This is a genomic window from Streptomyces luteireticuli (assembly GCF_041519305.1).
GTDB lineage: Bacteria > Actinomycetota > Actinomycetes > Streptomycetales > Streptomycetaceae > Streptomyces > Streptomyces luteireticuli.
In genome coordinates this window covers 7,508,083-7,533,636 of sequence record NZ_CP167927.1, presented here as the reverse complement: position 1 = coordinate 7,533,636, position 25,554 = coordinate 7,508,083, and the positions used below count along the sequence as shown (strand labels likewise).

At 72.9% G+C, this 25,554-nt stretch carries 28 protein-coding genes and 1 pseudogene; 13 read left to right on the top strand and 16 right to left on the bottom strand.

The features are described from left to right. Window positions 1–8: 8 nt before the first annotated feature. Together AB8735_RS33830 and AB8735_RS33825 are read right to left on the bottom strand one after the other, a co-directional pair. Window positions 9–1,247 carry a hypothetical protein gene (locus tag AB8735_RS33830; RefSeq protein WP_372411469.1) on the bottom strand — a complete coding sequence of 413 codons (1,239 nt, stop codon included), beginning with the start codon at window positions 1,245–1,247 and terminating at the stop codon, window positions 9–11. A gap of 6 nt (window positions 1,248–1,253) precedes the next feature. Next, window positions 1,254–2,066, bottom strand: a complete 813-nt coding sequence (locus AB8735_RS33825; RefSeq protein ID WP_372411468.1) for an alpha/beta fold hydrolase — start codon at window positions 2,064–2,066, stop codon at window positions 1,254–1,256. A 181-nt stretch (window positions 2,067–2,247) separates the two neighbouring features. On the opposite strand from AB8735_RS33825, the gene AB8735_RS33820 reads away from it, so the two are divergent. Next, window positions 2,248–2,790 (top strand): hypothetical protein, encoded by a 543-nt coding sequence (locus tag AB8735_RS33820; protein WP_372411467.1) that lies wholly within the window; start codon window positions 2,248–2,250, stop codon window positions 2,788–2,790. A gap of 43 nt (window positions 2,791–2,833) precedes the next feature. Here the strand turns inward: AB8735_RS33820 and AB8735_RS33815 are convergent, their stop codons facing one another. From AB8735_RS33815 to AB8735_RS33795, 5 genes are all read right to left on the bottom strand, one after another. Continuing rightward, a complete protein-coding gene (locus tag AB8735_RS33815; RefSeq protein ID WP_344020802.1) occupies window positions 2,834–3,445 on the bottom strand; it encodes a GPP34 family phosphoprotein in 612 nt (203 codons plus the stop codon). A gap of 127 nt (window positions 3,446–3,572) precedes the next feature. Further along, window positions 3,573–5,018, bottom strand: a complete 1,446-nt coding sequence (locus AB8735_RS33810; RefSeq protein ID WP_344020804.1) for a glyceraldehyde-3-phosphate dehydrogenase — start codon at window positions 5,016–5,018, stop codon at window positions 3,573–3,575. A 573-nt stretch (window positions 5,019–5,591) separates the two neighbouring features. Beyond that, a complete protein-coding gene (locus AB8735_RS33805; protein WP_372411466.1) occupies window positions 5,592–6,314 on the bottom strand; it encodes a tRNA-dependent cyclodipeptide synthase in 723 nt (240 codons plus the stop codon). A gap of 34 nt (window positions 6,315–6,348) precedes the next feature. After that, window positions 6,349–6,696 carry a DUF6092 family protein gene (locus tag AB8735_RS33800; protein WP_344020808.1) on the bottom strand — a complete coding sequence of 116 codons (348 nt, stop codon included), beginning with the start codon at window positions 6,694–6,696 and terminating at the stop codon, window positions 6,349–6,351. Further along, the gene (locus AB8735_RS33795; protein ID WP_344020810.1) at window positions 6,656–7,198 is read right to left on the bottom strand and encodes a nitroreductase family protein; all 543 of its coding nucleotides are present in this window, start codon (window positions 7,196–7,198) and stop codon (window positions 6,656–6,658) included. The genes AB8735_RS33800 and AB8735_RS33795 overlap by 41 nt, the downstream gene beginning before the upstream one ends. Before the next feature lie 618 nt (window positions 7,199–7,816). Here AB8735_RS33795 and AB8735_RS33790 point away from each other — a divergent pair. Continuing rightward, the gene (locus AB8735_RS33790; RefSeq protein ID WP_372411957.1) at window positions 7,817–8,227 is read left to right on the top strand and encodes an ArsR/SmtB family transcription factor; all 411 of its coding nucleotides are present in this window, start codon (window positions 7,817–7,819) and stop codon (window positions 8,225–8,227) included. A 14-nt stretch (window positions 8,228–8,241) separates the two neighbouring features. On the opposite strand, the gene AB8735_RS33785 is transcribed toward AB8735_RS33790, so the two are convergent. Together AB8735_RS33785 and AB8735_RS33780 are read right to left on the bottom strand one after the other, a co-directional pair. Further along, window positions 8,242–8,748, bottom strand: coding sequence for an ATP-binding protein (locus AB8735_RS33785; RefSeq protein ID WP_372411465.1), 507 nt, complete (start codon window positions 8,746–8,748; stop codon window positions 8,242–8,244). Further along, the gene (locus AB8735_RS33780; RefSeq protein WP_344020814.1) at window positions 8,705–8,845 is read right to left on the bottom strand and encodes a hypothetical protein; all 141 of its coding nucleotides are present in this window, start codon (window positions 8,843–8,845) and stop codon (window positions 8,705–8,707) included. The genes AB8735_RS33785 and AB8735_RS33780 overlap by 44 nt, the downstream gene beginning before the upstream one ends. 553 nt (window positions 8,846–9,398) lie before the next feature. Here AB8735_RS33780 and AB8735_RS33775 point away from each other — a divergent pair. The 4 genes from AB8735_RS33775 to AB8735_RS33760 all read left to right on the top strand — a co-directional run bounded on the left by AB8735_RS33775 (window position 9,399) and on the right by AB8735_RS33760 (window position 15,494). Further along, complete coding sequence (locus AB8735_RS33775) at window positions 9,399–9,869, top strand: pyridoxamine 5'-phosphate oxidase family protein (protein WP_372411464.1); 471 nt, start codon at window positions 9,399–9,401, stop codon at window positions 9,867–9,869. A 65-nt stretch (window positions 9,870–9,934) separates the two neighbouring features. Continuing rightward, window positions 9,935–13,009 (top strand): amino acid adenylation domain-containing protein, encoded by a 3,075-nt coding sequence (locus AB8735_RS33770; RefSeq protein WP_372411463.1) that lies wholly within the window; start codon window positions 9,935–9,937, stop codon window positions 13,007–13,009. Next, the gene (locus tag AB8735_RS33765) at window positions 13,006–14,229 is read left to right on the top strand and encodes a cytochrome P450 (protein WP_372411462.1); all 1,224 of its coding nucleotides are present in this window, start codon (window positions 13,006–13,008) and stop codon (window positions 14,227–14,229) included. Before AB8735_RS33770 ends, AB8735_RS33765 begins: the two co-directional genes overlap by 4 nt. A 50-nt stretch (window positions 14,230–14,279) precedes the next feature. Then, complete coding sequence (locus tag AB8735_RS33760; RefSeq protein ID WP_372411461.1) at window positions 14,280–15,494, top strand: cytochrome P450; 1,215 nt, start codon at window positions 14,280–14,282, stop codon at window positions 15,492–15,494. A 55-nt stretch (window positions 15,495–15,549) separates the two neighbouring features. Here the strand turns inward: AB8735_RS33760 and AB8735_RS33755 are convergent, their stop codons facing one another. The 3 genes from AB8735_RS33755 to AB8735_RS33745 are packed head-to-tail and all read right to left on the bottom strand — an operon-like array spanning window position 15,550 to window position 17,271. Further along, window positions 15,550–16,176, bottom strand: a complete 627-nt coding sequence (locus tag AB8735_RS33755) for a nucleoside deaminase (protein ID WP_372411460.1) — start codon at window positions 16,174–16,176, stop codon at window positions 15,550–15,552. A 32-nt stretch (window positions 16,177–16,208) separates the two neighbouring features. Next, complete coding sequence (locus AB8735_RS33750) at window positions 16,209–16,538, bottom strand: branched-chain amino acid transporter permease (RefSeq protein ID WP_372411459.1); 330 nt, start codon at window positions 16,536–16,538, stop codon at window positions 16,209–16,211. Then, the gene (locus AB8735_RS33745; RefSeq protein ID WP_372411458.1) at window positions 16,531–17,271 is read right to left on the bottom strand and encodes an AzlC family ABC transporter permease; all 741 of its coding nucleotides are present in this window, start codon (window positions 17,269–17,271) and stop codon (window positions 16,531–16,533) included. The genes AB8735_RS33750 and AB8735_RS33745 overlap by 8 nt, the downstream gene beginning before the upstream one ends. A 79-nt stretch (window positions 17,272–17,350) precedes the next feature. Here AB8735_RS33745 and AB8735_RS33740 point away from each other — a divergent pair, with 79 nt between their 5' ends. Beyond that, on the top strand, window positions 17,351–17,791 hold the full coding sequence (locus AB8735_RS33740) for an Lrp/AsnC family transcriptional regulator (protein ID WP_344020831.1): 441 nt from the start codon (window positions 17,351–17,353) through the stop codon (window positions 17,789–17,791). An 11-nt stretch (window positions 17,792–17,802) separates the two neighbouring features. On the opposite strand, the gene AB8735_RS33735 is transcribed toward AB8735_RS33740, so the two are convergent. Next, window positions 17,803–18,354 carry a hypothetical protein gene (locus tag AB8735_RS33735; RefSeq protein WP_372411457.1) on the bottom strand — a complete coding sequence of 184 codons (552 nt, stop codon included), beginning with the start codon at window positions 18,352–18,354 and terminating at the stop codon, window positions 17,803–17,805. A 318-nt stretch (window positions 18,355–18,672) separates the two neighbouring features. On the opposite strand from AB8735_RS33735, the gene AB8735_RS33730 reads away from it, so the two are divergent. From AB8735_RS33730 to AB8735_RS33720, 3 genes are all read left to right on the top strand, one after another. After that, entirely contained in the window at window positions 18,673–19,092 is a 420-nt protein-coding gene (locus AB8735_RS33730) for a DoxX family protein (protein WP_344020836.1), read from the top strand. Then, window positions 19,089–20,969: an FUSC family protein gene (locus AB8735_RS33725; protein ID WP_372411455.1), complete on the top strand. Its 1,881-nt coding sequence runs from the start codon at window positions 19,089–19,091 to the stop codon at window positions 20,967–20,969. Before AB8735_RS33730 ends, AB8735_RS33725 begins: the two co-directional genes overlap by 4 nt. A 148-nt stretch (window positions 20,970–21,117) precedes the next feature. Further along, window positions 21,118–21,618 (top strand): DUF1203 domain-containing protein, encoded by a 501-nt coding sequence (locus AB8735_RS33720; protein WP_344020841.1) that lies wholly within the window; start codon window positions 21,118–21,120, stop codon window positions 21,616–21,618. 42 nt (window positions 21,619–21,660) lie between these two features. Here AB8735_RS33720 and AB8735_RS33715 read toward each other — a convergent pair. Continuing rightward, window positions 21,661–21,825, bottom strand: a pseudogene (locus tag AB8735_RS33715) (hypothetical protein); the annotation flags it as partial. Between the two features lie 59 nt (window positions 21,826–21,884). Here AB8735_RS33715 and AB8735_RS33710 point away from each other — a divergent pair. Both AB8735_RS33710 and AB8735_RS33705 read left to right on the top strand, forming a co-directional pair. Beyond that, complete coding sequence (locus tag AB8735_RS33710; RefSeq protein ID WP_372411454.1) at window positions 21,885–22,730, top strand: LysR family transcriptional regulator; 846 nt, start codon at window positions 21,885–21,887, stop codon at window positions 22,728–22,730. A 69-nt stretch (window positions 22,731–22,799) separates the two neighbouring features. After that, window positions 22,800–23,084, top strand: coding sequence for a YciI family protein (locus AB8735_RS33705; protein ID WP_344031745.1), 285 nt, complete (start codon window positions 22,800–22,802; stop codon window positions 23,082–23,084). Between the two features lie 18 nt (window positions 23,085–23,102). On the opposite strand, the gene AB8735_RS33700 is transcribed toward AB8735_RS33705, so the two are convergent. Together AB8735_RS33700 and AB8735_RS33695 are read right to left on the bottom strand one after the other, a co-directional pair. Next, window positions 23,103–23,600, bottom strand: coding sequence for a hypothetical protein (locus tag AB8735_RS33700; protein WP_372411453.1), 498 nt, complete (start codon window positions 23,598–23,600; stop codon window positions 23,103–23,105). A 69-nt stretch (window positions 23,601–23,669) separates the two neighbouring features. Continuing rightward, on the bottom strand, window positions 23,670–24,602 hold the full coding sequence (locus AB8735_RS33695; RefSeq protein WP_372411452.1) for an MBL fold metallo-hydrolase: 933 nt from the start codon (window positions 24,600–24,602) through the stop codon (window positions 23,670–23,672). A 92-nt stretch (window positions 24,603–24,694) separates the two neighbouring features. Here AB8735_RS33695 and AB8735_RS33690 point away from each other — a divergent pair, with 92 nt between their 5' ends. Continuing rightward, window positions 24,695–25,522: an AraC family transcriptional regulator gene (locus tag AB8735_RS33690; protein WP_372411451.1), complete on the top strand. Its 828-nt coding sequence runs from the start codon at window positions 24,695–24,697 to the stop codon at window positions 25,520–25,522. The last annotated feature ends 32 nt before the right edge of the window (window positions 25,523–25,554 follow it).

The following is a 25,554-nucleotide window of genomic DNA, read 5'->3' as shown; positions in this document are numbered from 1 at the left end:
GCGGCCGCTCACCCGGCCGACAGGAGCCCGGCGATCACCGCCGGGGCGGGAGGCCCGTCCAGGAGGCGGCGCAGTTCCGTCACCCCTTCCTGCCGTTGGTGCGGCGTGAGGGCGAGGTAGCGCTCCAGGCGTTCGTTGAACGTGCCGCGGAACCGCGCGTACAGGCCGTCGTCCTCCCGGATCCGGCCCGCGACGGCCACGAGGGCCTCGGTGCCCGCGAGGTCGTCCTCGGGCGGCGCGTGGCCGGGCAGGACATCCGAGAAGCGCCCGGCGAGACGGCCGAAGAGGGTGCCGGCGAGGTGCCGGACGGTGAACGTGTGCGCATAGTGCTGTTCGTGCAGCGCCAGCGGCAGGCGGCCCAGCAGCGTGGCCTCGTGGAGCGCCGACAGTCCGGGGGCGAGCAGGTAGTGCGGTGTCGTCGCCACCCGGCGCAGCAGTTCGCGCTGCGGCAGGAACCGGCGGTCGACCCGGCGCCCGGCCGTCCGGAGCGTGCGGGCGCGGTGACCGGCGTACGGGCCGCCGCAGAGCAGGACGCCGCCGAAGCGGGGCCAGTCGGCGAGCAGGTCCGGGATCCAGCGGTCGAGCAGCCGGAGGTAGTCGTTGCGGTCGTCGAAGTCGAGGAGGAAGTTCTTGAAGCCGCCGGTGTTGACGATCAGGTCGTAGCCGGGTCCGTCGTCCGCCCGTCCGTCCCCCCGCGCGGCGCGCAGGCCCTCCCGGTCGACGAGCGGACCGGTCAGGTGCATCGCTCCGGCGGCGCCGGCGGCGGCGAACCCGGCCATGCGGCGGGGGACTCCGGGGAAGTTCTGGACCACGCTGTGGTCGGCCAGGAAGTGGGCGGCGAGGACGCGTTCGTGGGGCGAGAGGCGGGCCAGGTGCCGGCGGGCCGCCGGGAAGGAGTCGCGCGGCAGGCCGGCGCACAGTTCGCGGATCCGCGCGAGGGAGTGGCGGTGCTGCCAGAAGCCGAACAGACAGTCCACCAGGACCACCGGGCGGTGCGCCACGACGGAGTGCAGGACGAGGTCGGCGTCCATCGCGGAGACGACCAGATCGCTGTCGGCCAGCAGCCCGTCGAGGTCGTGGGTGCCGTCGTGAACGCCGTCGAAGGCCGGGGCGTTGCGGTGCGCGAACGCGGCCGCGACATCATCCCCCACGAACACCCGCTTATGCTCCGGGAGTTGCCGGGCCACGGCGACGAGTACGGAAGCCGGGCCGAAGCCGCAGTTCTGGGCGCCCATGAGGATGCGCATGGCGTGTCAGCCGCGCGGGGGCGCCGCGTCGGCCAGGAGAGCATCGAGCTGCGCGGCGAAGGCGGCCGGGTACTTGGCGTAGCCGGAGTGCCCGCCGGGAAACTCGGCCACTTCCCGGCCGAGTTGCCGCGCGAGGTGGGCCACCGGCCGGTGTACGGCGTGGGTGCGCGAGTCCCGGCCGCCGGCCGTCACCACCCGGTCCGCCAGGGCGGCCAGCGCGGTGACGTCGGGTACGCAGCGGGCGGACGGCCGCATCACATGGGAGAGGAAGAACGCGCTGTTGTCGGCCGCTTCGGGCAGGTCCGGGGCGGCTCGCCCGCCGAAGAGGGCACAGAGCCGGTCCATGGCCGCGGGCACGCCGTCCCGGCGGAACGTCGCGTACACCTCGTCGAAGAAGGCCACGTGCTCCGCCGCGTCCGGCAACAGCCCCATGGCGGGCGGCTCGTGGACGACCGCCCGCCGGATCCGGCGCGGATCACGGAGCAGGAGCTCCAGGGCGGTCAGCCCGCCCGCGCAGCTGCCGAACACCCGTACCGGTTCGCCGCCCGGGGCGAGGTGGCCGAGCAGCCGCGCGGCGTCGTCGGCCTGGGTGGCGAGCCAGGGCTCGGGCGGCGGGGCGTCGAGGGTGCTGCGCGAGATGCCGCGCGGGTCGTAGCGGACGACGCGGTGGCGGTCGGCGAGCGCGTCGGCCAGCTCCCGGAAGACCTCGGCGTCGGAGGCACCGCCCGGGATGAGCAGCAACAGCGGCCCGGTGCCGCGTACTTCGAAGTACAACCGCGCACCCGGCACCGTCAGCGTGCCGCTCTCCAGGGTGTCCATCGCTCTCCAGATCGCTCCGCCACAGGGCAATGCGACAGGAGGTTACGCGCGGGACGGGCCGCGCGGATAGGCGTACGCGGGCCGTCGCGCGCGGCCGTACGGGATCGCGCACCGTCCGTCGCTCCGGCACGCCCGGGTCCCGGGTGTCCTGCCGGGGCAGAGACGCCCCATGATGCCCAGTGTGAGCAGAATCGGACGATTCGGTGGACAACGCCTTCGCGCGGTCGTCCTGTTGGCCGCGGTCGCGCTCGGCACGGCCGCGCCCGTGCCCGCGTCGGCCCATGAGCGGGATCCGGGCCAGGTGCAGTGCCTGGGCACCGAGACCGTCGCCTACCACCCCGGTCTCGGCCTCCTGCCCCGGGACACCCGCGTCACGGTGGACGGCCGGTTCCACTCCTGCACCGGTGGCGACGGGGCGGTGAGGAGCGGCGGCTACCACGAGGAGTTCACCCTCTTCACCGGGTGCAACAACCTCCTGGAGGGCTTCCGGACGCGCCGGACCTACTTCTGGAACGCCCACGACGCCAGCACCGCCGAGATCGCCGGGAGCAGCACGGCCCTGGCCGGTCAGGTGGTCACGCCGGCCGCCGGCACGGTGACGCACGGCCGTTTCCGGGGCCGGAAGGTGCTCCAGATCATTCCTCTCCCCCAGCCGGGGGCGCTGCAGTGCCTGTCGGGCGGGGTCACGAGCGCGAGCGGGCCGACGGTCCTGACGATCTTCTGAATCCGGCCTTCTGAATCCGGCCTTCTGCATCCGATCCGAGGCGTCAGTTGCCCCGCCAGATGTTGTCGAAGGCCGCCTGCTCGATGGCCCGCCGCTGGCGCAGGGCTGCCAGCTCCGTCAGCGCGTCATCGACCGCGGCGAGCACCGTCCGCACCGCCTCGTCGGCCGGGGGCGGGGCGTCCTCGGCGTCCCGGTCACGGATCCCGAGGGCTGTCGCGAGGGTGGCGAGGACGGGTTCGTCCGAGGCCCGGCGGGCGGCCGCGCGGCGGCGGCCGGGGGTGTCGGCGAGTTCCGTCCGGCCGTCCTGGAAGGGCTTCCAGTGGCTCCGGCTCCGCTGCCGGGTGAGGTCCCCCTCCGCCTCCAGGGCGGCGAGGTAGGCCGGGGCCAGGCCGCGGCCCCGGCGCCAGAGCCGGTCCTCGACGGTCTCGTACGGCTCCTGGATGATCAATGCCGCCGTGGCCCGGTCCGCGACGGGGTCGGACGGGACCGGCCCGGGGCCGGGCACGATCCGGTCGTCGTCCAGGGTGACGGCCCCGGCGGCCAGGAGGTCGATCAGCTCGGCCCCCGCCAGGGCGAGCGACAGTTCGCCCTGGGCCACGGGGCGGCCGGCCGGCGCGTCCAGCACGGTGATCATCAGGTCCCGGGGTGTGGTCACGTCCACGAGCCTACGGAGCGGGCGACGGTCCCGCACCCCACGGCGGGCGCGGGCCGGCACCGCACGGGCCGCGCCGGGACCGCCGCCGTCCGGCCCGCCGGGCGCGGGCCGGTCCGTCCGCCGGGCGTCAGGCCACCGGCGCCGGATACGTCGGGTACTCCACCCCGGAGACGTGCTGGACGACCCGGATGACCTGGCACGAGTAGCCGAACTCGTTGTCGTACCACAGGTAGAGGATCGCGTTGTCGCCCTCCACCTTCGTCGCCCCGGCGTCGACGATCGACGCGTGGCGCGAGCCGATGAAGTCGCTGGAGACCGCGTCGGGGGCGCTGATGAAGTCGATCTGGCGCTTGAGCGGCGAGGTCAGCGAGACATGGCGGAGGTGGTCGAGGACGTCCTCGCGCGTGGTCTCGCGGGCGAGCTGCAGGTTGAGGATCGCGATCGAGACGTCCGGCACGGGGACGCGGATCGAGCTGCCGGTGATCTTCGCCTGGAGGTCGGGCAGGGCCTTCGCGACGGCGGAGGCGGCACCGGTCTCGGTGATGACCATGTTGAGCGGCGCCGAGCGGCCGCGGCGCTCGGAACTGTGGTAATTGTCCAGCAGGTTCTGGTCGTTGGTGAACGAGTGGACCGTCTCCACGTGGCCGCGCAGCACCCCGTACTCGTCGGCCATCGCCTTGAGCGGCGGGACGATCGCGTTGGTGGTGCAGGACGCGCAGGACAGGATCCGCTCGTCCGGCTTGATCGTGTCGTGGTTGACGCCGTGGACGATGTTGGGGACGTCGCCCTTGCCCGGCGCGGTCAGGACGACCTTGTCGATACCGGGGCGCAGGTGCTGGGACAGGCCCTCGCGGTCGCGCCACTTGCCGGTGTTGTCGATGAGGATGGCGTCCTTGATGCCGTACGCCGTGTAGTCGACCTCGGACGGGTCGTTGGCGTAGATCACCTTGATCTCGTTGCCGTTGGCGGTGATCGTGCTGTTCGCCTCGTCGACGGTGATCGTGCCCTGGAACTGGCCGTGGATCGAGTCGCGGCGCAGCAGGGAGGCGCGCTTGACGATGTCCTGATCCCCACCCCCTCGGACGACGACGGCGCGCAGCCGCAGGCCGTTGCCGGAGCCGGACTTCTCGATGAGGAGGCGGGCGACGAGGCGGCCGATGCGGCCGAAGCCGTAGAGGACGACGTCGCGTCCGTCGCCGCGCTCGATCTTGTTGGCACCGGTGGCACCGGCGACGGCCCGGGCGGTGAACTCCTCCACGGTCAGACCGTCGGCGTCGGTCCGGTACGTCGCGGCGAGCATGCCGATGTCGATCTGCGAGGGGCCGAGATCGAGCGTGGTGAGGGCCTGCAGGAAGGGCAGCGTCTCGGTGACCGAGAGCTCCTCACCGGCTATCTGGCGGGCGAACCGGTGGGTCTTGAGGATGCTGACGACCGACTTGTTCACCAGGGAGCGGCTGTGGACCAGGACGGTGACGTCCCGCTCCCGGTGCAGCTTCCCGATGACCGGGATCATCGACTCCGCAATTTCCTCGCGGTTCTTCCAGTTGGTGAACGTGTCCTCGTTGACAGTCACAGGGGTATCTCTTTCGAGCTAGGCGGCGCTCACATGCTAACCCCATGCGCTTTTGCCCCTTCAAGCAGTGTGACCGGAGTGACACATTCCCGAGGTGTGCGGATTCTGGCGATTCCGGGCCGCGACCTCCCGCCCGGCTCAACCCCCGTACGCCGGAGGCGATTTGGCGGTAGCGTTGCCTGCGCGCTGCCCCGCGGAGCACCTTCCGGTCGCCGAAGCCCCCCGGGGTCGGCCGGCCCCGGGGAATCCGAGAAACCCCCGGAAGGTGAGGCCGCGATGCAACGCGTGAAGGAGTGGTTACGCAGCGCTCTGGACCGGATCGAGCGCCGATACGAGGTGCTCAGCCTGCTCGTCTCCGTGGCCATGCTGGTCACGGCCTGGCGAGCGGGGTGAGACCGGTCCCGGTGTGAGGCAAGCACACCGGGACCGGCCGGTCCACGGGCGCCCCCGCTCCCCGGCCCCGCACCCGCGTCGGTGCGGGGCCTTCTCCCTGCTCGGCATGGGGAGTTGGAGTGTGAGGTACCAGTGTATTGGTATCGCCCGCTCCCCACCGCCGGTCGCTCCCGAAAGACCTCAGGCGGCCTCGAGCGCCGTCTCCGCCGGGCGGACGACGACAAATCCCTGGCCGGGGGCCGCGCGGAAGCCCTGCGGGTCCCCCGCGAGGTACTCGGAGATCGGGGTCCTCAGGTGGTACAGCACCACCGACTCGGAGACCCCGAAGATGGCCGGGCAGTCGGTGAACAGGGGCGCTTCCGCCTGGACATAGGCCAGGCCGGCCCGCAGATGGGCGTCGGTGACGGCGGCCCCGCCGCCGCGGTGGGCGACGATCTCCTGCACCATCGCCTCGCAGGTGGCGGCGAACTCCGCGTCCTCCACGAAGGCGCGGTCCGTGCGCTGCCGCACGGCCCGGTATTCGGGCACGTCCAGGAGCTCGGAGAGGGCCCGCACGCGGAACCGCCCGGCCTGCGGCTCCAGCCTCTCCAGGGACCGCTTGATCCGCCGCCGTACGTCGCGGACGGTCGCCTTCACCGATTTCGCGGCGCTCTCCGGCGTACGGCCGTCGGCCAGGAGCATGGTGTCCAAGGCGGTGTCGACGTAGACGACGTCGATCCGTTCGTAGTGGCGTTCCGCCCATTCGAGCAGCGCGGTGAGCCGGTCCTGATTGAAATAGCTGTTTCCCGCGCTTATGCCTATGAGGGCGTGTTCCGCGCGCTGCCAGATGCGCCGGCAGTTCTCGCCGAGGGGCTCCCCGCGCATCTCGATCCCGGGGGCCTCCGTCAGCACGTGCGGGGGCATAACGATTTCTCCTCTGGGGGGTTCATGGATCCGTTCAGGAAGACGAGGAAGGGGAAGAGGGGGAGGAAGAGGACGGCGCGCTCTTCAGCGTGTCCGCCATCTTCAGGCAGAGTTCGTCGAGGATCTCGGCGATGTTCATGCCGCCGCCCATGGGCGCGAACATGACGCCGTCCAGGCGCTCGCGGACCTCGGTGAGCCCGGGCGAGCTGCCGCCGGCCCGTTCGAGGATCTCCAGCGTCCGGCGCGCGGCGTCCGCGCAGCGGAAGGCCCCGTAGTCCGAGGGCTCGTTGAGCAGACCGCGGCCGCTGCTCAGCAGATACGCGGCGAGCAGCGCGATGTCCTCATGCAAGGGGTTCTGCGGCACGGTTTCCCCAGACTTCATAGCTGATCACCTCGTTCTTGTCGCGGCGGTCGGAGGGCGTGGGCGGCTGCGCGGGGATCCCGACGGGCACGAGCAGCACGGGTTCGAGCGGCTCCGGCAGGCCGAGCAGTTCGCGCAGCACCTCCTCGCGGAAGCTGCTCACCGGACAGCCGCCGAAGCCGAGGGCGTGGGCGGAGAGGAGCAGATTCTCCACGGCCATGGCCACGCAGAGCTTCGAGGTCTCGTAGATCTTCCGGGATATCTCACCGGTGAGGCCGGCCGTCAGCCGCCGGTCGATGCAGGCGACCACGACGAACGAGGGCGTTCCGATGATGCCGGGGGAAAAGGCGCGCAGCAGCCGTACGTTCGCCGGGTCGCGCACCACGACGAATGACCACGCCTGTTTGTTGGAGGCGGTGGGTGCAGCGAGCATGCACTCCAGCATCCGGTCGACGAGTTCGTCGTCGATGGATCCGGGTGCGTAATTCCGGAGGACGGTCCGGGTGCGGATGACGTTCAGCACGTCGGGCAGCGTTTCCGGCAAGGGACTCTTTGGCATCACTTCCCTTTCTCTTGCCCCTCTGGGCAACAAACGCCACTTGTGTACCGCACGGCATCGAGCGGGCTCAAGGAGTCAACACGGCAAGATCCGCAGGCAACATGCGGAACCGGTTGTTCAGTGACGAAGGGGATGAATGGCCGAACACCCGCTATTGATCGACGTCTTCACCGCTGCCGAGAGCGGGCGCGCGGCACGGACTTCGGCCGGCGACGCTCCGGCCCGGGGGCGTTCAGAGATGAACGGGCTTGTCCAGATGGCCTTTTCAGCCAGTCCGGCGCATCCTGGAGGGCATCATCGGGAGCCGAAGTGAGTTGGTTCGACCCGACTTGTTCCCTTCCCGTCCCAGAATGTGGGAATGATGACGTCCGACGCGGCGGACGTCGCTCCGGCGGCCGGACGGCACCGCCGGACGGCGACCGCGCACGGCCCGGGCGGGGGCGGGACGGGGGCGGGGCGGGGAACCGATTCCCTCCGGGACGGGGCCTCGGGTGTTCGGAATATGCAGGAATCTGCAATTGTGGAGGTCACGGGATGTCACCGGAGGCGGCCACGATCGCCTCCTCGAACGGGAAGCAGCGGGTGGAACAGGTGCGCAGGACGAGCGCGGGCCACAAGGCCGGGTCCGGCAGCGGTCGGGAGAGTGCGGCGAACGCACAGGCGGGCACCCCGCTCTACCAGCTCAAGGCCGAGTTCTTCAAAACACTGGGCCACCCCGCCCGCATCCGCGTCCTGGAGCTGCTCAGCGTCCGGGAGCACGCGGTCGCCGAACTGCTGCCCGAGGTCGGCCTGGAACCGGCCGCGCTGTCCCAGCAGCTCGCCGTCCTGCGGAGGGCCAACCTCGTCCTCACCCGCCGCGAAGGCTCCAACGTCTTCTACCGCCTCGCCGCCCCCGAGCTCGCCGAGCTGCTGCGGGTCGCCCGGAGCATCCTCTCCGGCGTCCTCCAGGGCCAGGCCGAGCTCCTGGCGGACCTGCGCGCCGCGGCGCCTTAGCCCGGCAGGGCGAATCAACCCGGCAGGGCGAACCACACGATCACGGTCTTGCCCCGCCCCCCGGGATCCGGCTCGACCCGCAGATCCCCGGCATAGGCGCGGGCCACGTCGGTCACCGTCCGGAACCCCTGCCCCGAGGTCCGCCCGAAGGGGACCGGCAGGCGCGGATCGAGGTCGCCGACCGCGATCACCAGCAGTCCGTCGGTCACGGTCACGGCGACCTCGACGTCCGGGGACCTCGGTGCGTGCCGTACAGCGTTGGCGACCAGCTCGCTGACGACCAGCAGCGCGGCGTCGAACACCGAGGCCCCGGGCGCCAGTCCGAGCTCCGCCAGGCTCCTCTCCGCACGCTCCCGCGCCTCCCGCACCGACGCCGGCACCAGCGGCACCGTCCAGGTCCGCCTGCGCACCGGCACCGCCGGGGCGGTGCGGTGCCCGGCACCGGGGCGCCGGATCACCGTCGTCCGCCCGCCCGGTTCACCGGGCTCCCGTCCCGGCGTCCGGGTCGATGCCGTGCTCACGGGCGATCCGCAGCACGTCGTCCAACTCGTCCGCGGCCGCGGCCTCTTCGTAGGCGTCACCGGCTTCCCGCGCAGCCGCGAGACGAGCGCGTGCCATCCGGACACGCTCCAGCACTGTCTCCGCGAACCCGGCCACACTACGTCCCCCATCCGTTCATTCGACAACTAGTGAATTGCATAACTCTGCAAGTCTAGCCCGGGACGAGGACCGCACGTGCGCGGGCAGCGGAGCGTCGCCTTCCACGACCCCGGCAGCCGCGGGCAAGAGGCCGGCCGGGGGAATCCCGACCCCGCCGGCGCCGCACGCATAGCGTCACCGAAGCTGACAAGGGGTGATCACCGGCCAGTCGACGACGGCTCCCGGCCTCGCCGTCCGGGGCGTCCCGGGAAGCACTCCCCTCCTGATCAACCTCCGGTAACCCCCGGCCCCGCCGTCCGCCGATCCCCCTCCTTCGCATGATCCAACTCGGCTCAAAACATAAGTTTGTTGGATATTCCGCCGGGGAGTGATGCGTCGTTTCCAAGATTTTTCACGGTGGAGACAGCGCCGCAACAGCGCACATCCCGCCACCTCGGCACCACCGAAAGCCTCAGCACCGCCTAAAGCCTCACCACCACCGAAAGCAGGAGCCCACCGCATGCTGCCCGCCATGCCGCACGACGCACGCGAACGTTTCCTCGCCGAGCCCCGCATCGGCGTCCTGGGCGTCACCGACCCCCGGGGCGGCGACCGCGCACCCCTGGTCGTACCGGTCTGGTACGGCTACGAGCCCGGGGGTGAGATCGTCGTCGAGACCGGCCGGGAGACGATCAAGGCACAACTGCTGCGCGCCGCGGGGAGGTTCAGCCTCTGCGCGCAGGACGAGAAGCGGCCGTACCGGTTCGTGAGCGTCGAGGGACCCGTCACCGCGATCGAGGACCCGGTCGACCCGGCCGTGCGCGAGGCGCTGGCGCACCGCTATCTGGACCCCCAGGAGGCGCGCGACTACCTGGCGGGGACCGCCGACCAGCTCAAGGACGACATCGCCTTCCGCATGCGCCCGCAGCGCTGGCGCAGCGCCGACTTCGGCGCCTTCGCGGCCGGTTTCGAGGGGGCGGACGCCGGGGCCGACGCCGGCTGACCGGCGCGGCACCGCACACCACCGAAACCGCACCGAAGCACCGAGCACGACCGGAAAAGGACCCGATGACCGACACCGACGTTTCGTCACGCCCGCTCCCCCGCCCCGCGCCCGGCTACCCGCGGGAGCACCGAATACCCGAGCTGTTCGCGGCGCAGGCCGCCGCCCGGCCGGACGCGCCGGCGGCCCGGCACGGCGGGCGCACCCTCACCTACGGGCAGCTCGACGCCCGTTCCGACGCCCTGGCGGCCCGGCTGCTCGCCCGTGGCGTCGAGCCGGGCGGCCTGGTCGGCGTGTGCGGCAGCCGCTCGCTGGAGGCGCTGGTCGCACTGCTGGGCATCCTCAAGGCGGGCTGTGCGTACGTCCCGCTCGACGAGGACCTGCCGCCGGCCCGGCTGCGGGCGATGGCCGAGGACGCCGGGCTGCGGGCCGCGGTCACCCTGCCGGGCAGCGAACGCCCGGTGCGCGGGCTGCGCGTGAGCATCGGGCTCGACGGCATCGAGGCCGATGCCGAGGAGGGATCCGGCGCGCCGCGCGCGGTCACCGGGTCCCCGGCCGACCCCGCCTACGTGGCCTTCACCTCCGGCACGACCGGCCGCCCCAAGCCCGTGGCGATACCGCACCGGGGCGTGGTGCGCCTCGTGCTCTCCGAGCCCGAACTGCCGCCGCCCGGGCCGGGCGACCGGGTCCTGCACGCCTACGGGCTGTCCTCCGACGCCTCGACGATCGAGATCTGGTGCGCGCTGCTCACCGGCGCGTGCCTGGTCCTGGCCGACCGCGAGGAGCTGCTGTCGCCCACCGCGCTGGAGGAGCTGTTCCGCACACAGGAGGTGACGGTCGCCTACCTGACGACGAGCGTCTTCCACCTCCTCGCCCGCACCCGCCCCGGGGCGATGTCCGGGCTGCGGTTCGTCTCCGCCGGCGGCGAGGCGATGGACCCGCGGCTGGCCAACGCCGTGCTGGCGGCCTGTCCGGACACCACGGTGGTCAACTTCTACGGTCCGACCGAGAATTCGGTGGTCTCCACCGCGCATGTGCTGAGCCCCCTGCCCGAGGACGCCACGCACGTCCCGCTGGGCCGCCCGTACGGCGCCTCCACCGCCCATGTCCTGCGGGCCGACGGCTCGGTGGCGGCGCCCGGCGAGGAGGGCGAGCTCTGCGTCGGCGGGGACGGCCTGGCCCTGGGCTACCTCGGCGATCCGCACCTGACCGGCGAGCGGTTCGTCGCGCTGCCCGACGTGGAGCCGGGCGGGCTGCTGTACCGCACCGGCGACCGGGCGGTCCGGACGGCCGACGGCCTGCTGGAGTACCGGGGGCGGCTGGACCGCCAGGTGAAGCTGCGCGGCGCGCGGATCGAACTCGACGAGGTGGAGGCCCGGTTGCGGGCCCACCCCGCGGTCGGCGAGGCCGTCGTGGAGGCCGGGGACGGCGCGCTGACCGCCTACGTCACCGCCGCCGGGCCCGGCCTCCCCCTGCCGCTGCCGGAGCTGCGCGCGTACTGCACCCAGTGGCTGCCCGCACAGGCCGTCCCGGTGCTCGTGCCCCTGGAGAGCTTCCCGGTGACCAGCGGCGGCAAGGTGGACCGCGCCCGGCTGAGGTCCGCCGCGCCGGTCCCCGCCGCACCGGCCCCCGGCGAGGAGGCCGAACTGGAGGGGCTGCCCGGTGTCCTCGCCGAGGTGTGGCAGCAGGTGCTGCGCGTCCGCCCCGCGCTCCGGGACGGCTTCTTCCACCTGGGCGGCGACTCCCTGCTCGCCTCCGAGGCCGTCACCCGCACCCTCGCCCTGCTGGGCATGGACGCCTCCCTGGGCTCCGGCCTGATCAGGGCGCTGCTGGCCGACCCGACCCTGGAGGGCTTCGCGGCGGCCGTGCACGCGGCGCGCGGCGGTTCCGTGGAGGCGGCGGGGCCGGGCGTCGACTTCGTCAAGGAGGCCGAGCTGGGCTTCGACCTCCCGCCCGCCGAGGGCCCGGCCCCGCGCCCGGACGACCCGCGGAACGTCCTGCTCACGGGCGCCTCGGGATTCGTCGGCGCCTTCCTCCTGGACCGGCTGCTGCGCTCCACGGCCGCGCGCGTCCACTGCCCCGTGCGGGCCTCGAACCGGGCGCACGCCGAACAGCGGGTGCGCACCGCGCTCGCCCGCTACGGGCTGCGTCCGGACGACGCGGCGTGGCGGCGGGTGGAGTGCTTCCCCGGCGATCTGACCGAGCCGGGTCTGGGCCTCGCGCCCGGGCAGGCGGAGGAGCTGTCCCGCACCCTCGACCTCGTCCTCCACAACGGCGCCCGCGTCAACTTCCTCTATCCGTATGAGGAGTTACGCGCGTCGAACGTGGACGGCACCCGGGAGGTCGTCCGTATCGCGGCACCGCGCCGGGTGCCGGTGCACTTCGTGTCGACCGTCGCCGTCGTGGCCGGGTTCGGCACGGCCGGGGTGCGCGAGGTGGACGAGGATCTGCCGCTGGACCACGCCGACGGGCTCACCATGGGCTACGCGGAGAGCAAATGGGTCGCCGAAAGGGTGCTGCAGGAGGCCGCCGGGCAGGGGCTGCCGGTGGCGGTGTACCGGCCGTACGAGGTGACGGGCGACCGCGCGCACGGCACGTGCAACACCGAGACGGCCATCTGCTCCCTCTTCAAGGTGATCGCCGAGACGGGGCTGGCCCCGGACATCGAACTGCCCATGGACTTCGTCCCGGTGGACCATGTCGCCGAGTGCGTCGTGCGCATCGCCACCCACGAGCCGGCCGACGGACGCGTCTACCACCTCACCAATCCGCGCCCGGGCATGCTCTCGGACGTCCTGGACCGGATGCGCGCGGCGGGCTTCGCCCTGCGGACCATGCCGTACGGGCAGTGGGTCGGCGAGCTGGTGCGGCACGTCGCCGAGCATCCGACGAGCGCCACCGCGCCGTTCGTCTCGCTGTGCGTCGACCGCAGCCGCGCGGCGGACATGTCCGTCAAGGAGATGTACCTCAAGGACACCTTCCCCGTGCTGGGACGGCGCAACGCCGAGGCGGCGCTGGCCGGCAGCGGACTGGACTGCCCGCCGGTCGACGCCGCCCTGCTGGACCACTACCTGGAGTACTTCTTCACCTCCGGCTATCTGCCCCGTCCCGCCGCCGAGCCCTCGGAGACGACCGCATGAGCGAGACCGACACCGTCATCCCCGTCCCGGACGTGGAGCCCGGCACGGCCGGACCGCCGTGCGCCTACGCCCGGCTGCGCGCCGAACAGCCCGTCGTCAAGGCGCAGTTGCCCAACGGCGAGACGGGCTGGCTGATCACCCGCTACGCGGACGCGCGGGCCGCATTCGCCGATCCGCGGCTGGAGCGGCCGCTGATGTCGGCCTGGCCGCCCCGCGAGGGCGAGGACGCGCCGCCGCCGTGCCTGCCCACGTTCCTGGAGATGACCGGGGAGCACCACGAGCGCGTCCGCCGCACCGTCCTGCCGCTGTTCGGGCGGCGGCGGCTGGAGTTCATGGGCCCGCGGATCCGGACCATGGCGGAGGAGCTGATCGACGCCATGGTGGCCGGGGCCGAGGACGGGACGGCGGACCTCGTCGCCGCGTACGTCGATCCGCTGCCGCTGCGGGTGCTGTGCGAGACCGTCGGGCTGCCGCACGAGGACCGCGACATCTATCTGCCGCACACCCTCGCCCTGCTCGGCGCCTCGGGGCTGACGATGGAGGAGGTGCTGACGGCGCTGTACGCGCTGCAGGACTACGCCTCGGAGCTCATCTCCCGCAAGGAGCAGGAGGTTTCCTCCGGCGGGTCCGGCGAGGACTATGTGCACCTGCTCCTGGCCGAGAGCCGCCGCCCGGGGAGCGAGCTGACCCGGGACGACGTCGTCAGCTTCGTCGTCACCATGCTCATGGCCGGCTACAAGACCAACATCCAGCACACCGGCAACGCCCTGCTCACCCTGCTCACCCACCCCGAGCAGCTGCGGCGGCTGCGGGACGAGCCGGCGGGGATCGGCGCCGCGGTGGAGGAGCTGCTGCGGTACGTCCCGCTGATGAACGCCATCAACATCCTTGTCGCCAAGGAGGACTTCACGCTGCACGGGCAGCGGATCCGGGCCGGTGACGCGGTCGTCCCGGTGCCTGCCTCCGCCAACCGCGACCCGGAGGCGTTCGCCGACGCCGACCGCCTCGACCTGACCCGGTCGCCCAACGCGCACATCGCGTTCGGGCACGGCCCGCACGCCTGCACCGGTGGCCATCTGACCCGGCTCCAGCTCGCCACCGCGATCCAGGTGCTGCTGGAGCGGCTGCCGGACATCGAACTGGCGGTGCCGGCGGAGACGATCGCCTGGGACGAATCGACGCCGCTGCGCGCCCCGGCACGGCTGCCGGTGCGCTGGTGACCGCTTCGTCCATGACCCCGGAAAATTCGGAAGAGAAGGGCCCGCACTCCGTGACCGCACCGACCGAGGACGCCGCGCGCCGGGAGCCGCTCCCGCGCTATCCGTTCAGCACCGACGGCGACCGTCTCGCCCCCGAGCTCGCCGAGTTGCGGGGCCGCTGTCCTGTGGCGCGGGTCAGCACCAACTCCGGCGGCGAGGCCTGGCTGGTCACCGGCTACGAGCTGACCCAGCACGTGCTGCGGGACCGGGCGTTCGCCCGCTCCGTCCTCGCCGAGGCCGAGAGCCCGGCGCAGGACGCCCCGATCCTGGCGCCCGAGCTGCTGGACGCCATGAACCACCTGCAGAAGGCCGGGCTGCGCGACGAGGTGCTCAAGGCGCTCGGCCGCAACCAGCCGGAGCTGCCCGCCGACTGGGTCGCCGAGGCCACCCGGGAGGGCCTGGACGCCATGGCCCGGGAGAGCGCGCCGGGCGATCTGCAGCACCACTTCGCGGAGTGGGTCGCCGCGAAGTGCATGTGCCGGCTGCTGGGCCTGCCCTTCGCGGACCGGGCGTGGCTGGCCCACCGGGCCGACGTCGACCTGACGATGGTCACGTACTCGCCGGAGGAACTCGCCCGCAACTGGGAGGAGATCCGCCTCTACATGCAGGAGTACATGGCCGCCCGCCGCCCCGGCGAGCCGCGCGGCCTGGTCGACCGCCTCGCCGACCTCAACGCGGACAGCGGTGGTCTGACGGTCCGTCAGCTGTCGAACATCGTCTCCGTCCTCTTCGTCAGCGGCTACGAGGACTTCGCGAGCTTCCTGGGGGTGGCGGCGTTCAACCTCCTCCAGAAGCCGGAGGTGATGAGCGCGGTGCGGGCCCGGCCGGAGACGATGCCGCAGTGCGTGGAGGAACTGCTGCGGTGCAGCGTGGTCCTGGGCAACGCGATCCCGCGGTACGTCACGCGGGACGCGCAGCTGGGCGACGCCTCCGTCAAGGAGGGCGACCTGGTCCTGCTGTCCCTGGACGCGGTCAACTTCGACCCGGCGGCCTTCCCCGACCCCGAGGCGTTCGACCCGTCCCGCTCGCCCAACCCGCACCTGCGGTTCGGCTACGGCCGTCACCACTGCCCGGGCGCGCACCTGGTACGCCGCCAGTCGGACACGGCGTTCCGCGTCCTGCTGGACCGGCTGCCGGACATCCGCCTGGCGGTTCCGGCGGAGGAAGTGCCCTGGCACCCGAACCGGATGGCCATCATGCCGGCGAGGATTCCCGTCATCTGGTGACGGGCCGTTCCCTGGTCCCCGGTGCGCCCTTCGGGGTGCGCCGGGGACCCGCCCGTCATCCGGGCCTGCGGTAGAGGGGATCGGTGAGATCCGTGCGCACCTCACGCCCCACCGCGGGCCGCGGCCCCGGCAGATCGGACCGCTGCACGACCTCGCCGAACGGCAGGTCGATCTGCGGGAGGCCATGCGAGACGAGTGTGACGACGGACGTCCCGTAGGCGACGCCCCGCACCCCGGCCCACAGCAGGGCGCCCGCGCACATCGCGCACGGCTCGGCGGTGCTGACCACCACGTATGAGGGGAGGTCGCGGCCCGCGGCGGCGGCCTCGCGCAGCAGGTTGAGTTCGGCGTGGGCGGTCATGTCGCCGGATTTCTCGGTGGTGTTGCGGGCCCCGGCCACGACGTCCCCGGACGCGGCGTCGACGAGGACGGCCCCGAAGGGCCAGCGGGCCGGGCGGGCCCATTCCACGGCGGCGGGCATGGCCCGCACCACGGCGTCCTTCAGGTCTGCGGGCCAGTGGCCGGTCCACCGTCTCCCCTCGGTGGACCGGCTGTCGGCGGACCTGCTGTCGGCGGACCGGGCGGCCGCGGGCGGCGCGAGCGCTCCGAGCGCGGGCAGAGGAGCCGCCGCGACGGCGGCCGTGCGCAGGAAGCGGCGCCGGGACGCCTCCGGGAATGTCATCCCCCTTGTATAGCGGCCCGGCCGGTCTCTCGTCAGACGTGGCTGAAGACCGTGCTCGCCAGGGCGACATGGATCGCCGTGCCGCCCAGCACACTCAGGACCGCGTTGCGCCGCCACAGGTGCAGGCCGAGGGTGGCCGCGAGGGCCAGGCCGACGGGCGCGGCGCCCCCCGGGGAGACGTCGCGGAGCGTGTAGACGGTGAGGATCACCATCACGCCGACCGGCATATGGACGCTGAGGTAGCGGAGGGTGTCGCTGGCCCGCAGGGGTGCCAGCGCGGCGAACGGCAGGGACCGCAGCGCCCAGGTGACGGCGGCGCTGATGGCCACGGCGGCGGCGACGTAGGCCGTGTTCTCAGGCACGGGCCGCCTCCCTCTGCGACGCGAAGGCGCGGCGGGCCAGGAGCCCGGCGGTGAACAGGCCGAGCGCGGCGAGCAGCATCTGCCCCGGCAGGACGAAGCGGGCGGCCAGCGCGCACACCAGGGCGAGGACGGGGGTGGGGACGTCGCGCTTGACGAGGTAGGCGTCGACGGCCAGGACGACGAACAGGGCGGTCAACGCGAAGTCCAGACCGGCCAGTTCGGCCGGGACCAGCGCGCCGAAGAGCGCGCCGAGCGTGGCGCCCGCGACCCAGTACACCTGGCACAGGGCCTGGAGCCACACGATCCGGCGGCCGCTCCAGGACTGCGCGGACTCCCCGGTGGTCAGGGCGTACGCCTCGTCGGTCATCGTGTAGGTGCTGTAGGCCTTGCCCGCGCGGGACTTGACCCGGTGCAGCGGGAAGGACAGCGCGTAGAAGACGTGCCGGAAGTTGACCAGGAAGGCCGTCAGCGCGACCTGGGCCAGCGGCGTCGCCGCGGCGATGAGGCCGACGAGGAGGAACTCCAGCGAGCCCGCGTACACGAAGGCGGTGATCGCGGAGGCCCACCACCAGTCCAGCCCCGCGTGGACGACGAGCACGCCGAAGGCGATCCCCAGCGGGAACAGGGCCAGCCCCACGGAGCTGGAGTCCGTGAGGGCCGACCGGAAGTCGGACGGTGGTCGGGAGGGGACGGCGGAGGGGCGGCCTATCGCCGCGGCTGACGGGGCGTTCATATAGCAATTTTAGGTTTTGATGGACGTAATATGGTTTCGGATCATTCTTGAAACCGGGCCGGATGGGTAATGAAATTACATGGACAGCATTGATCGGGAGATTTTGTTCCATCTGCGCCAGGACGGCCGCCTGACCAACGTCGAGCTGGCCAAACGCGTCGGCCTCACCCCGCCGCCCTGCCTGCGCCGGGTCAAGCGCCTGGAGGACGAGGGGATCATCACCGGCTACCGGGCCCGCATCGACCCGGCGGCGGCCGGCCGGAACTTCGAGGTGATGGCCGCCGTGGAGATCGGCGTCAACGACCTCCAGACGGTGGAGGAGCTGGAGTCCGCGATCGCCTCCTACGACGAAGTCCTCGAGTTCAACCGTCTGTTCGGCCGCCCCGACTACTTCATCCGCGTCGCGGTCGAGGACCACGCGGCGTACGAGACGTTCCTGACGACCAAGCTGATCGGGCTGCGGGCGGTGACGCGGGTCGATTCCCACCTGGTCATGAAGAAGATCAAGACGGACGACTGACCGTTCCCCGCTCAGTAGTGCCAGCGGGGCCGGCCGCTGTCGCTGCCGCAGGTGATGAGCCGGCCGTGTGCGTCGTGGGTGCTCGCGCCCACATCGCTCTTGCGGCAGAACTGCCCGGCCTGGTAGCAGTTCCCCGCGTTGGAACGGATCTCGCAGGCGGACTCCGTACCGGAACTCCGGCCCGAGGAGCCGGTGGAGGCATCGGCGCGGGTGTGTTCCGGGGCGGGGCGGGCGTGCGATTCCTCGGCCGAAGGCTCGTCCGAGGGCTCGTGCGACGACGGCTCGGGCTTCGGCGATGCCGTCGTCGGGTCGGGCGTCGGGGAAGGCGTCGCCTCGCGCGTGGGGAACGGTGATGCGGACACCGGGGCGGACGCGGTGTGCGTCGTGGTGGAGCCTTCCGACGCCTTGTCGCCCCCGGTGCACCCGCCGAGGGCGAGCACGGTGGCGAGCACGAGCCCGGAGGCTGCGGCGAACCGACGACGGACGGCGGAACGGGATGCGGACGCGGTGGGCATGGCCAAGGGGAACTCCACGATCGGAACGGGCTGACGGACAGCTGACACCGTCGAATCGTGGGGGGAACGGCTCGCACACACTATCGCCTCCCCTCCGTTGTTCTCCAGTGACAATTCGCTATCGCCGCTGGCAGAGAGGCCGGGACGGCACGGCATGGTCGCGTACGGGGCCCGGCCGAAGCAGCGGGGCACCGGTTGCGGCAGTACGGTGAGGAAGAAGTCCCCGGGCGTCGGCCGAGGACCTTTCGGCCGAGGAGCTTTCCGCCCTGGCCACGGGCGACAGGACCGTCCCCGTCCCGCCCGGCATGCGCCTGCTGCCGCCGACGGGCCGACAGCCCCCCTGATTCCCGCCAGTTGGAGGTCGTCATGGACGTCCTGGTCCTCATCGGCCGCATTCTCTTCGCCCTGCTGTTCCTGACGTCCGCCGTCGGCCACCTGACCAAGACGAAGGCCATGGCCGGATATGCGGCGGCCAAGGGCCTGCCCGTCCCCGCCGCGGCGGTCGCGGGCAGCGGACTGCTGATGCTGGCCGGTTCCCTGAGCCTGCTGCTCGGTGCCTGGGCGGACCTGGGAGCCCTGCTCCTGGCGGTCTTCCTGGTCCCCGCCGCCCTGACGATGCACCGGTTCTGGCAGGAGACCGAGCCCATGGCCCGCCAACAGGAAATGATCCACTTCCAGAAGGACTTCGCCCTCGCGGGCGCGTGCCTGATGCTGCTGGCCTTCTTCTCCTACGTGGGCCACGACCTCGGACTGACCCTCACCGGGCCGCTGTTCGCCGTCGGATGACCGTCCATGACGGACGCCCGCGCCACCCGGGCTTCTCCTCCGCGGTGCTGGGATTCGACCGAGTGCCCTTCGCGCCCACCGCCGTACCGCGGATGGTGCTCGCGGTCGGCGTGCCGCTGGCCCTCGCCGCGGCCACCGGCCGGGCCTCACTCCTCGGGCTGGTCGCCCTCGGCTCGTACCAGGCCGAGTTGAACGACCCGGGGGGCTACGTACCGGCGCGGCTGCGCACACTGGTTCCCCTGGGGTTCGTCATGCTCGTCGGCTACACGACGGGCACGCTGGCGGCTCCGGTCGCCGCGCACGGATGGGCGGCGGTGGGCGTCTCCGCCGCACTGGCGGCCGTCGGTTCCTCGTACGTGCGGACGGTCACCGCCACGCTCGGCGGGCTCACCTTCACGGCCAACGGCCTCGTCGCCCTCGCCGCCCCGGGAGGACTGGGCCGACTCCCCCTCTCCCTGGGGCTGTTGGCGGTCGGATGGCTCTGGGGAACGGCCCTCGCGCTGCCCTTCCCGGTGCGCTCGCGCCGTGAGGCCGTACGCGGCGTCTGGCGCAGCGTCGCGCGGCTGCTCGACTCCGCCGGCACCGCTCGCTTCCGGGACCGCGCCCAGTGGGCCGGCGCCCATCTCCGGGCCGCCGGCGAGGGCGCGGAACAGCTCGGCGCGGCCCGCCCGTCCGCGGTGCGCGCCGAGGGGCGGTGGCTGGCGCGTCTCACGGACCTCGCCGGGCTGGTGCGATTCAGTGCCATGGCCCTCCGTGAGCCGGACGCGAGCGGCACCGCCCGGACGGTCGCGAGGACGCTCTCCCGTACGCGCTCCCGGGGCCCCGACCGCTTCCCCGACACGGGCGGTTCGTTGGCGGAGCGGCTCGACACCGCGCTCCGCACCGCGCGCGCCGGGCCGCCGCCCGGTGATTCCACCCCCGCCCCGCCGCTCCCCCGCACCCCGTTGTGGCGGGTGGTCCTGCCCGTCGGCGCCGACGGCGGCTACACCCTCCGGGTCACCACGGTGATCGCCGCGGCCGCGGCGGCGGGGCTGCTGCTGCGCACCGCCGAGTGGTACTGGGCGCCGTTCAGCGCCTACCTCGTCCTCCGCCCCGACCCCGTCGTCATCCGGCTGCGGGCCGTGCAGCGCACCCTGGGCACGCTCGTCGGCGCGACGGTCTTCGCCGCGCTGTTCGCCCTGCACCCCGGCCCGTGGGGCGCGGCCGCCCTCGCGACGGCGGCGGCCGTGCTCGTCCCGGTCGGCCAGGGCCGCAACTACGCGGTGATGGTCGCCGGTCTCACCCCCTTCCTCCTCGTCGTCGTCTCGGGGCTGACCACCGACGCCTACGCCCTGCCGCTGAACCGCCTGGTGGATGTCACCGCGGGCTGCGCGGTCGTGCTGCTCCTCGGTGTCGTCCTCTGGCCCGTCAACGGCGCGGAGCACGTGGCGCGTTCGACGGCCGCCGCGCTCCGGGCCGCCGCGGGCCACCTCCGCGTACTGACCGAACGGCCGACCGGCCCCGACGGGCCCACGCCGCCCGGTGTCCGCCTCGCCGACCGGCAGTTGCGCCTGCTCGACGACACCGTCCGCCGGACGGGCCTCCTGCGCGTCACGCACCACCGCCCTCGCCACCCGGATCCGGCGGCCCTGCTCCCCTCCCTCCACCGACTGTTCGGCCACACCGCCGACCTCGGACGGGCGGCCCCGCTGGACGACCCGGACCGCGTCGCCGTCGAGGCCCTGGCCGACCGCCTGGACTCCCTGGCCGAAGCAGTGGAACGCTCCCGCACCGACCCCTCGCCGCCTCCGGCGCCATGCCCGTCCGCCCGGCTGCGCCCGGTCGAGGCGGTGGTCGGCGAGCTGTACGCGACGTGGACGGGCGTCAGCGGTTCCTGACGAACCGCCCGTACGATCCGTTGACCTGCTTTGACCAGGCGCCGAGTTACTTGCTGCGGCCCTCATCAGGTCACGGTGTCCGGCGGCTCCGAAGGGCGGTGTCCGATGTCCGCCAGCGCGGGGACGGGCATCTGCGAATGCTGGAGCCATGACCACGACTTATGAAGTGCGGGCCATCGATCCGGCCGTGCTGGAACAACTGCGGGAACGGGACGACGCCGGTTGCACCCGGACACCCGTCACCGATCCGGCGGGCGGTGCCCCGCTGCGCTGCTGTCTGCGGCACAGCGAAGCAGGTGAGCGGATCGTCCTCGTCTCGTACGCGCCGTTGCGCCGCTGGGCGGAGGAGACAGGCGCTGCACCCGGCCCGTACGACGAGTGCGGTCCGGTATTCATTCACGCCGAGGAATGCGGCGAACCGCCCTCCGGCACCGGCTATCCAGCCGAACTGCACGGTGCTCGCCGGATGCTGCGTGCCTACAGCGCCCAGGGTCACATCCTCGGCGGGAGACTGATCGAGATCCCCAAGGAGCGGGCCACCGAGGTGCATCACGCACTGCGCGATGTCTTCGCCGATCCGGCAGTGGCGCTGGTACACGTCCGCGCGGTGGAATTCGGCTGTTTCATGGTCGAGGTCCGCCGCCGGTGAGCGAGTCGGTGCTCCGCGCAGGTCGCGCCGCGACCTGCGCGGTCAGGCGACCCGGCCGCCGTTCGGGGCCGTCCACGTGGACGCGACCCGGACCGCCCCCACCTCCTGCAGCCTGGGGAAGACGGAGGTGATCTTCTTCGGGTAGCCCGGGACGACGGCACCGTCCGTCCCGCCGCGGTGCAGCAGCACCTCGTCCCCGCGGAAGAAATAGGCGTCGCCCGGACCCCCGTGCGTCCGCCCCGCCCCCGCCCCGCGAGGATGGTCCCGTGGAACTCCGACAGCTCACCTACTTCTGCGCCGTCGCCGAGGAGGCGAACCTGACCCGGGCCGCCGGGCGGCTGCGTCTCAGCTCGCCCTCGCTCAGCCAGCAGATCAAGGCCCTCGAACGGGAGGCCGGGGCCGCGCTGTTCACGCGGACGCCGGCCGGGATGACGCTGACGCGGGCCGGCGAGGCGCTGCTGCCGGAGGCCCGGGCCGTGCTGGCGGCGGCCGGGCGGGCGCTCGCCGCCGTCCGGGCGGCGGCGCGGGAACGGCGGCCGGTGCGGGCGGTGGTGGCGCCGGGGACGCCCGCGGCGGTGCTGCGGAGGGTCGCGGCGGCGGTCCGGGACGCGGGCGCGGAGCCGGAGTTCGACACCGTGCCGACGACCGGGCAGCTCGTGCGCCTGCGCTCGGGGGAGGCCGACCTCGGGGTGGTGACGCTGCCCGCCGACGTGGCGGGACTCGGCGTCACCGTCGTGCACGACGAGCCGCTCGGCGTGCTGTTGGCGGCGGACCATCCGCTCGCCGCCCGCGCCGCCGTCGGCTGGCCGGACCTGGACGGGCAGACGCTGCTCTGGTTCCGGCGCGAACTCGCCCCGGACTACCACGACATGGTGCTCGACGCCTGCCGTGCGGGCGGCTGGGAGCCCCGGCTCCGTCCGGCGGCCGCGCGGCGCGGCATCGTCGCGGCGGAACTGACGTCCGGGGAACGGGTGGTGGCCCTGCGGCCGGCGTCGGCGCTGGACGCCGGGCTCGCCTGGCGGCCCCTGGCGCACGGGGCGCCCCGGCTGCGGCTGGCCCTGGCCGTCCCGCCCGGGCGCCCGGAGCTCGACGCGGTCGCCCGGGCGGTGTGAGGCGGTGCCTAACGGGCGTGAGGCAGAGGCTCGTGGACGTCGCGGCACCGCCGCTGGTGAACTGCCGTCATGTTCTTCGTCCTCCTGACCTACCGGGTGCCGCTCGACCGCATCGACGCCCTGCTGCCCGCCCACTACGCCCATGTGGACCCGTACTTCGAGGCCGGGGTCTTCGTCCTGGCCGCGCGCCGGCTGCCGCGCACCGGCGGGGCGTTCCTCGCCCATGGCGTGGACCGCGCCCGGCTGGAGGCCATCCTCGCCGAGGACCCGTTCGTCAGCACGGGCGCGGCGACGTACGAGCTCTTCGAGCTGCGGGCGACGAGGTCGGCCCTGCCGGGGATCCCGGTCGGCTGAACGCGACCGCTCGACCGCTCAGGTCGCCGCCTGCCCCCGGTCCACGGCCGCCACCACCATCGCCCCGATGGGGATCATCCGCTGGGTCAGCGCGTCGAGCGCCTGGCGCTCGGTCTCGGGGACATGCCACTCCTCCCACCAGCCGGCCTCCTCCACCGAGCAGGACGTGAAGTCCTCGGCCTCCCAGGCCCGGCGCAGGTCGGCCGCGTAGGGCACGGCGGGGCGGGCCTGGTGGGCGTACTGGTCGAGGAGGGCCATCATGTGGCTGTCCGGCAGGTAGCCGCGCCAGGCGGCGAGGAGGCCGTCGACGACGCCGACGACGTCCTCCAGCCAGAAGACGTGCTGGGTCACCCAGCCCTGCGGGGAGGGGCAGGCGGGCATGCCGGGCAGCAGACGCTGCTGCAGGGCGTCGCGGCGGGCGAAGAAGTCCTTGCCGAGGGCCACCTCTTCAGCGGAAGGGAGCCAAGCGTTCCGGCTGAGGGCGGTCACGGCCGCGTCAAAGGGGTGGGTCGTCATTCCGCCAACCCTACGTGGTGGGCGGCGGGTACGTTCCCTTCCCCCCGAAGGACCGGCCGGGCAGGCGCATCAGGCGACATTCACGGACGCGTCGAACCCCGCCCACCTCACCACTTCGTAGCCGCTCCCCTTCCGGCGCACCTCGGCCGCCCCATGGCCGGGAAGGTGCGCCGGGAACACCAGGGCGCGGGTCTCGGCGGCCTGTTCGAGGATGCGGCGGCGGGATCGCGTGGCCTGTTCCTGATCCTCGCTCAGGCAGGTGTCGCAGCCGGGTTCGGCGAACTGGAGGGGGCTGTGGACGAGGTCGCCGATGAACAAGGCCCGCTCGGTGCCCGATTCGAGCCGCAGGACGGACGAGCCGGGCGTGTGCCCGGGGGCGGGCTCCAGGGTCAGCCGGGAGTCGATGCGGTACCCGTCCTCCCACAGCTCCGCGAGCCCGGCCCGGTGCACGGGCGCGACGCTGTCCTCGAACATGGCCGCCGCGCTCCCGGGCGACGGGACGCCGCCGAAGCCGCCGCGCAGCCGGGTGCCGGCGGCCGGGTCGAAGTACGCGAAGTCGGCGCGGGGTATGAGGTAGCGGGCGTTGGGGAAGGTGGGCACCCACGCGCCGTCCACCAGGCGGGTGTTCCAGCCGACGTGGTCGCCGTGCAGATGGGTGTTGACGACGGTGTCGACGTCCTCGGGACGGATCCCGGCGGCGGCCAGGCGCTCCAGGAAGTCGCCGTTCAGCCGGTTCCAGTGGGGAGCGCGCGGCCGGTCCTTGTCGTTGCCGACGCCGGTGTCGACGAGGATCGTGCGCCCCTCGCTGCGCAGGATCCACGTCTGTACGGCGCACACCACCAGGTCGGACTCCGGGTCCCAGAAGCCGGGGGCGAGCCAGGAGGCGTTCTCCTGCCACATGCGCGGGGTGCTGTCGGGGAACACGGCGGTGGCGGGGGCCAGCGGGGCCTGCCACTCCACGAGGCGGGTGATCTCCACGCCGCCGAAGGTGATCGTCTGCATGATCACGACCTTAGGCGAGCAGAACGAGACGCCCCATAGGTGATCGTCCTCGTTGTATACGCGAGCGTCTCGTCCATGGATACTCATGCCCCATGGACGTGTTCAGCGATGTGATCGCCGCCCTGCGGACGGGACGCCCCCGTTCCGCGCTCACCGAGCGCCGGGGGCCGTGGCGGACGGAGGCGGCGGACTTCCCCGGCGCGGCGTTCCACGTGGTGCTGCGGGGCACCTGCCGGCTGACCCTGCCCGGCGAGGAGGCGGAACTGTCCGCGGGGGACGCCGTGTTCCTGCCGCACGGCAGCGCCCACGTCCTGGACGGGGACAGCACCGTGCTGCTCTCCGGCTCCTACGAGCTGGACATGGCCCGGGCGCACCCGCTGCTGGCCGGCTTCCCCGAGCTCGTCCACGTCCCGTCGCGGCAGGGCCCGCACCCGTCCCTGCACGCGGTCGTCGCCCTGCTCGGCGACGAGTTCCGCGCACCGCTCCCGGGCACGGACGCGGCGGTTCCGCTCCTCCTGGACCTCCTTCTGCTCTATCTGATGCGCGTCTGGTACGAACGCCCGCACGGCGGCGGCACGGGCTGGTGCCGCGCGCTCGCCGACCCGGCCGTCGGCCGTGCCGTGCACGCGATGCACGACCACCCGTCCCGCGCGTGGACGGTGGCCGATCTCGCGGCGGTGGCGGGTCTGTCCCGTGCCGCTTTCGCCCGCCGGTTCACCTCCTTGGTGGGCCGGCCGCCGCTGACGTATCTGACGTGGTGGCGCCTGACCCTCGCGGCCCAGCTCCTCCGGAGCTCCGACGCCCCACTGGCGGCCATAGCCCAACGCATCGGCTACGCCTCGCAGTTCGCCTTCGCGGAGGCGTTCCGGCGGGCGTACGGGACGGCGCCGGGGCGCTACCGGAAGGAGCTGGGGGCGTAGGGGGTGTCCACTCCGGACCGCGGGCGGTCGCT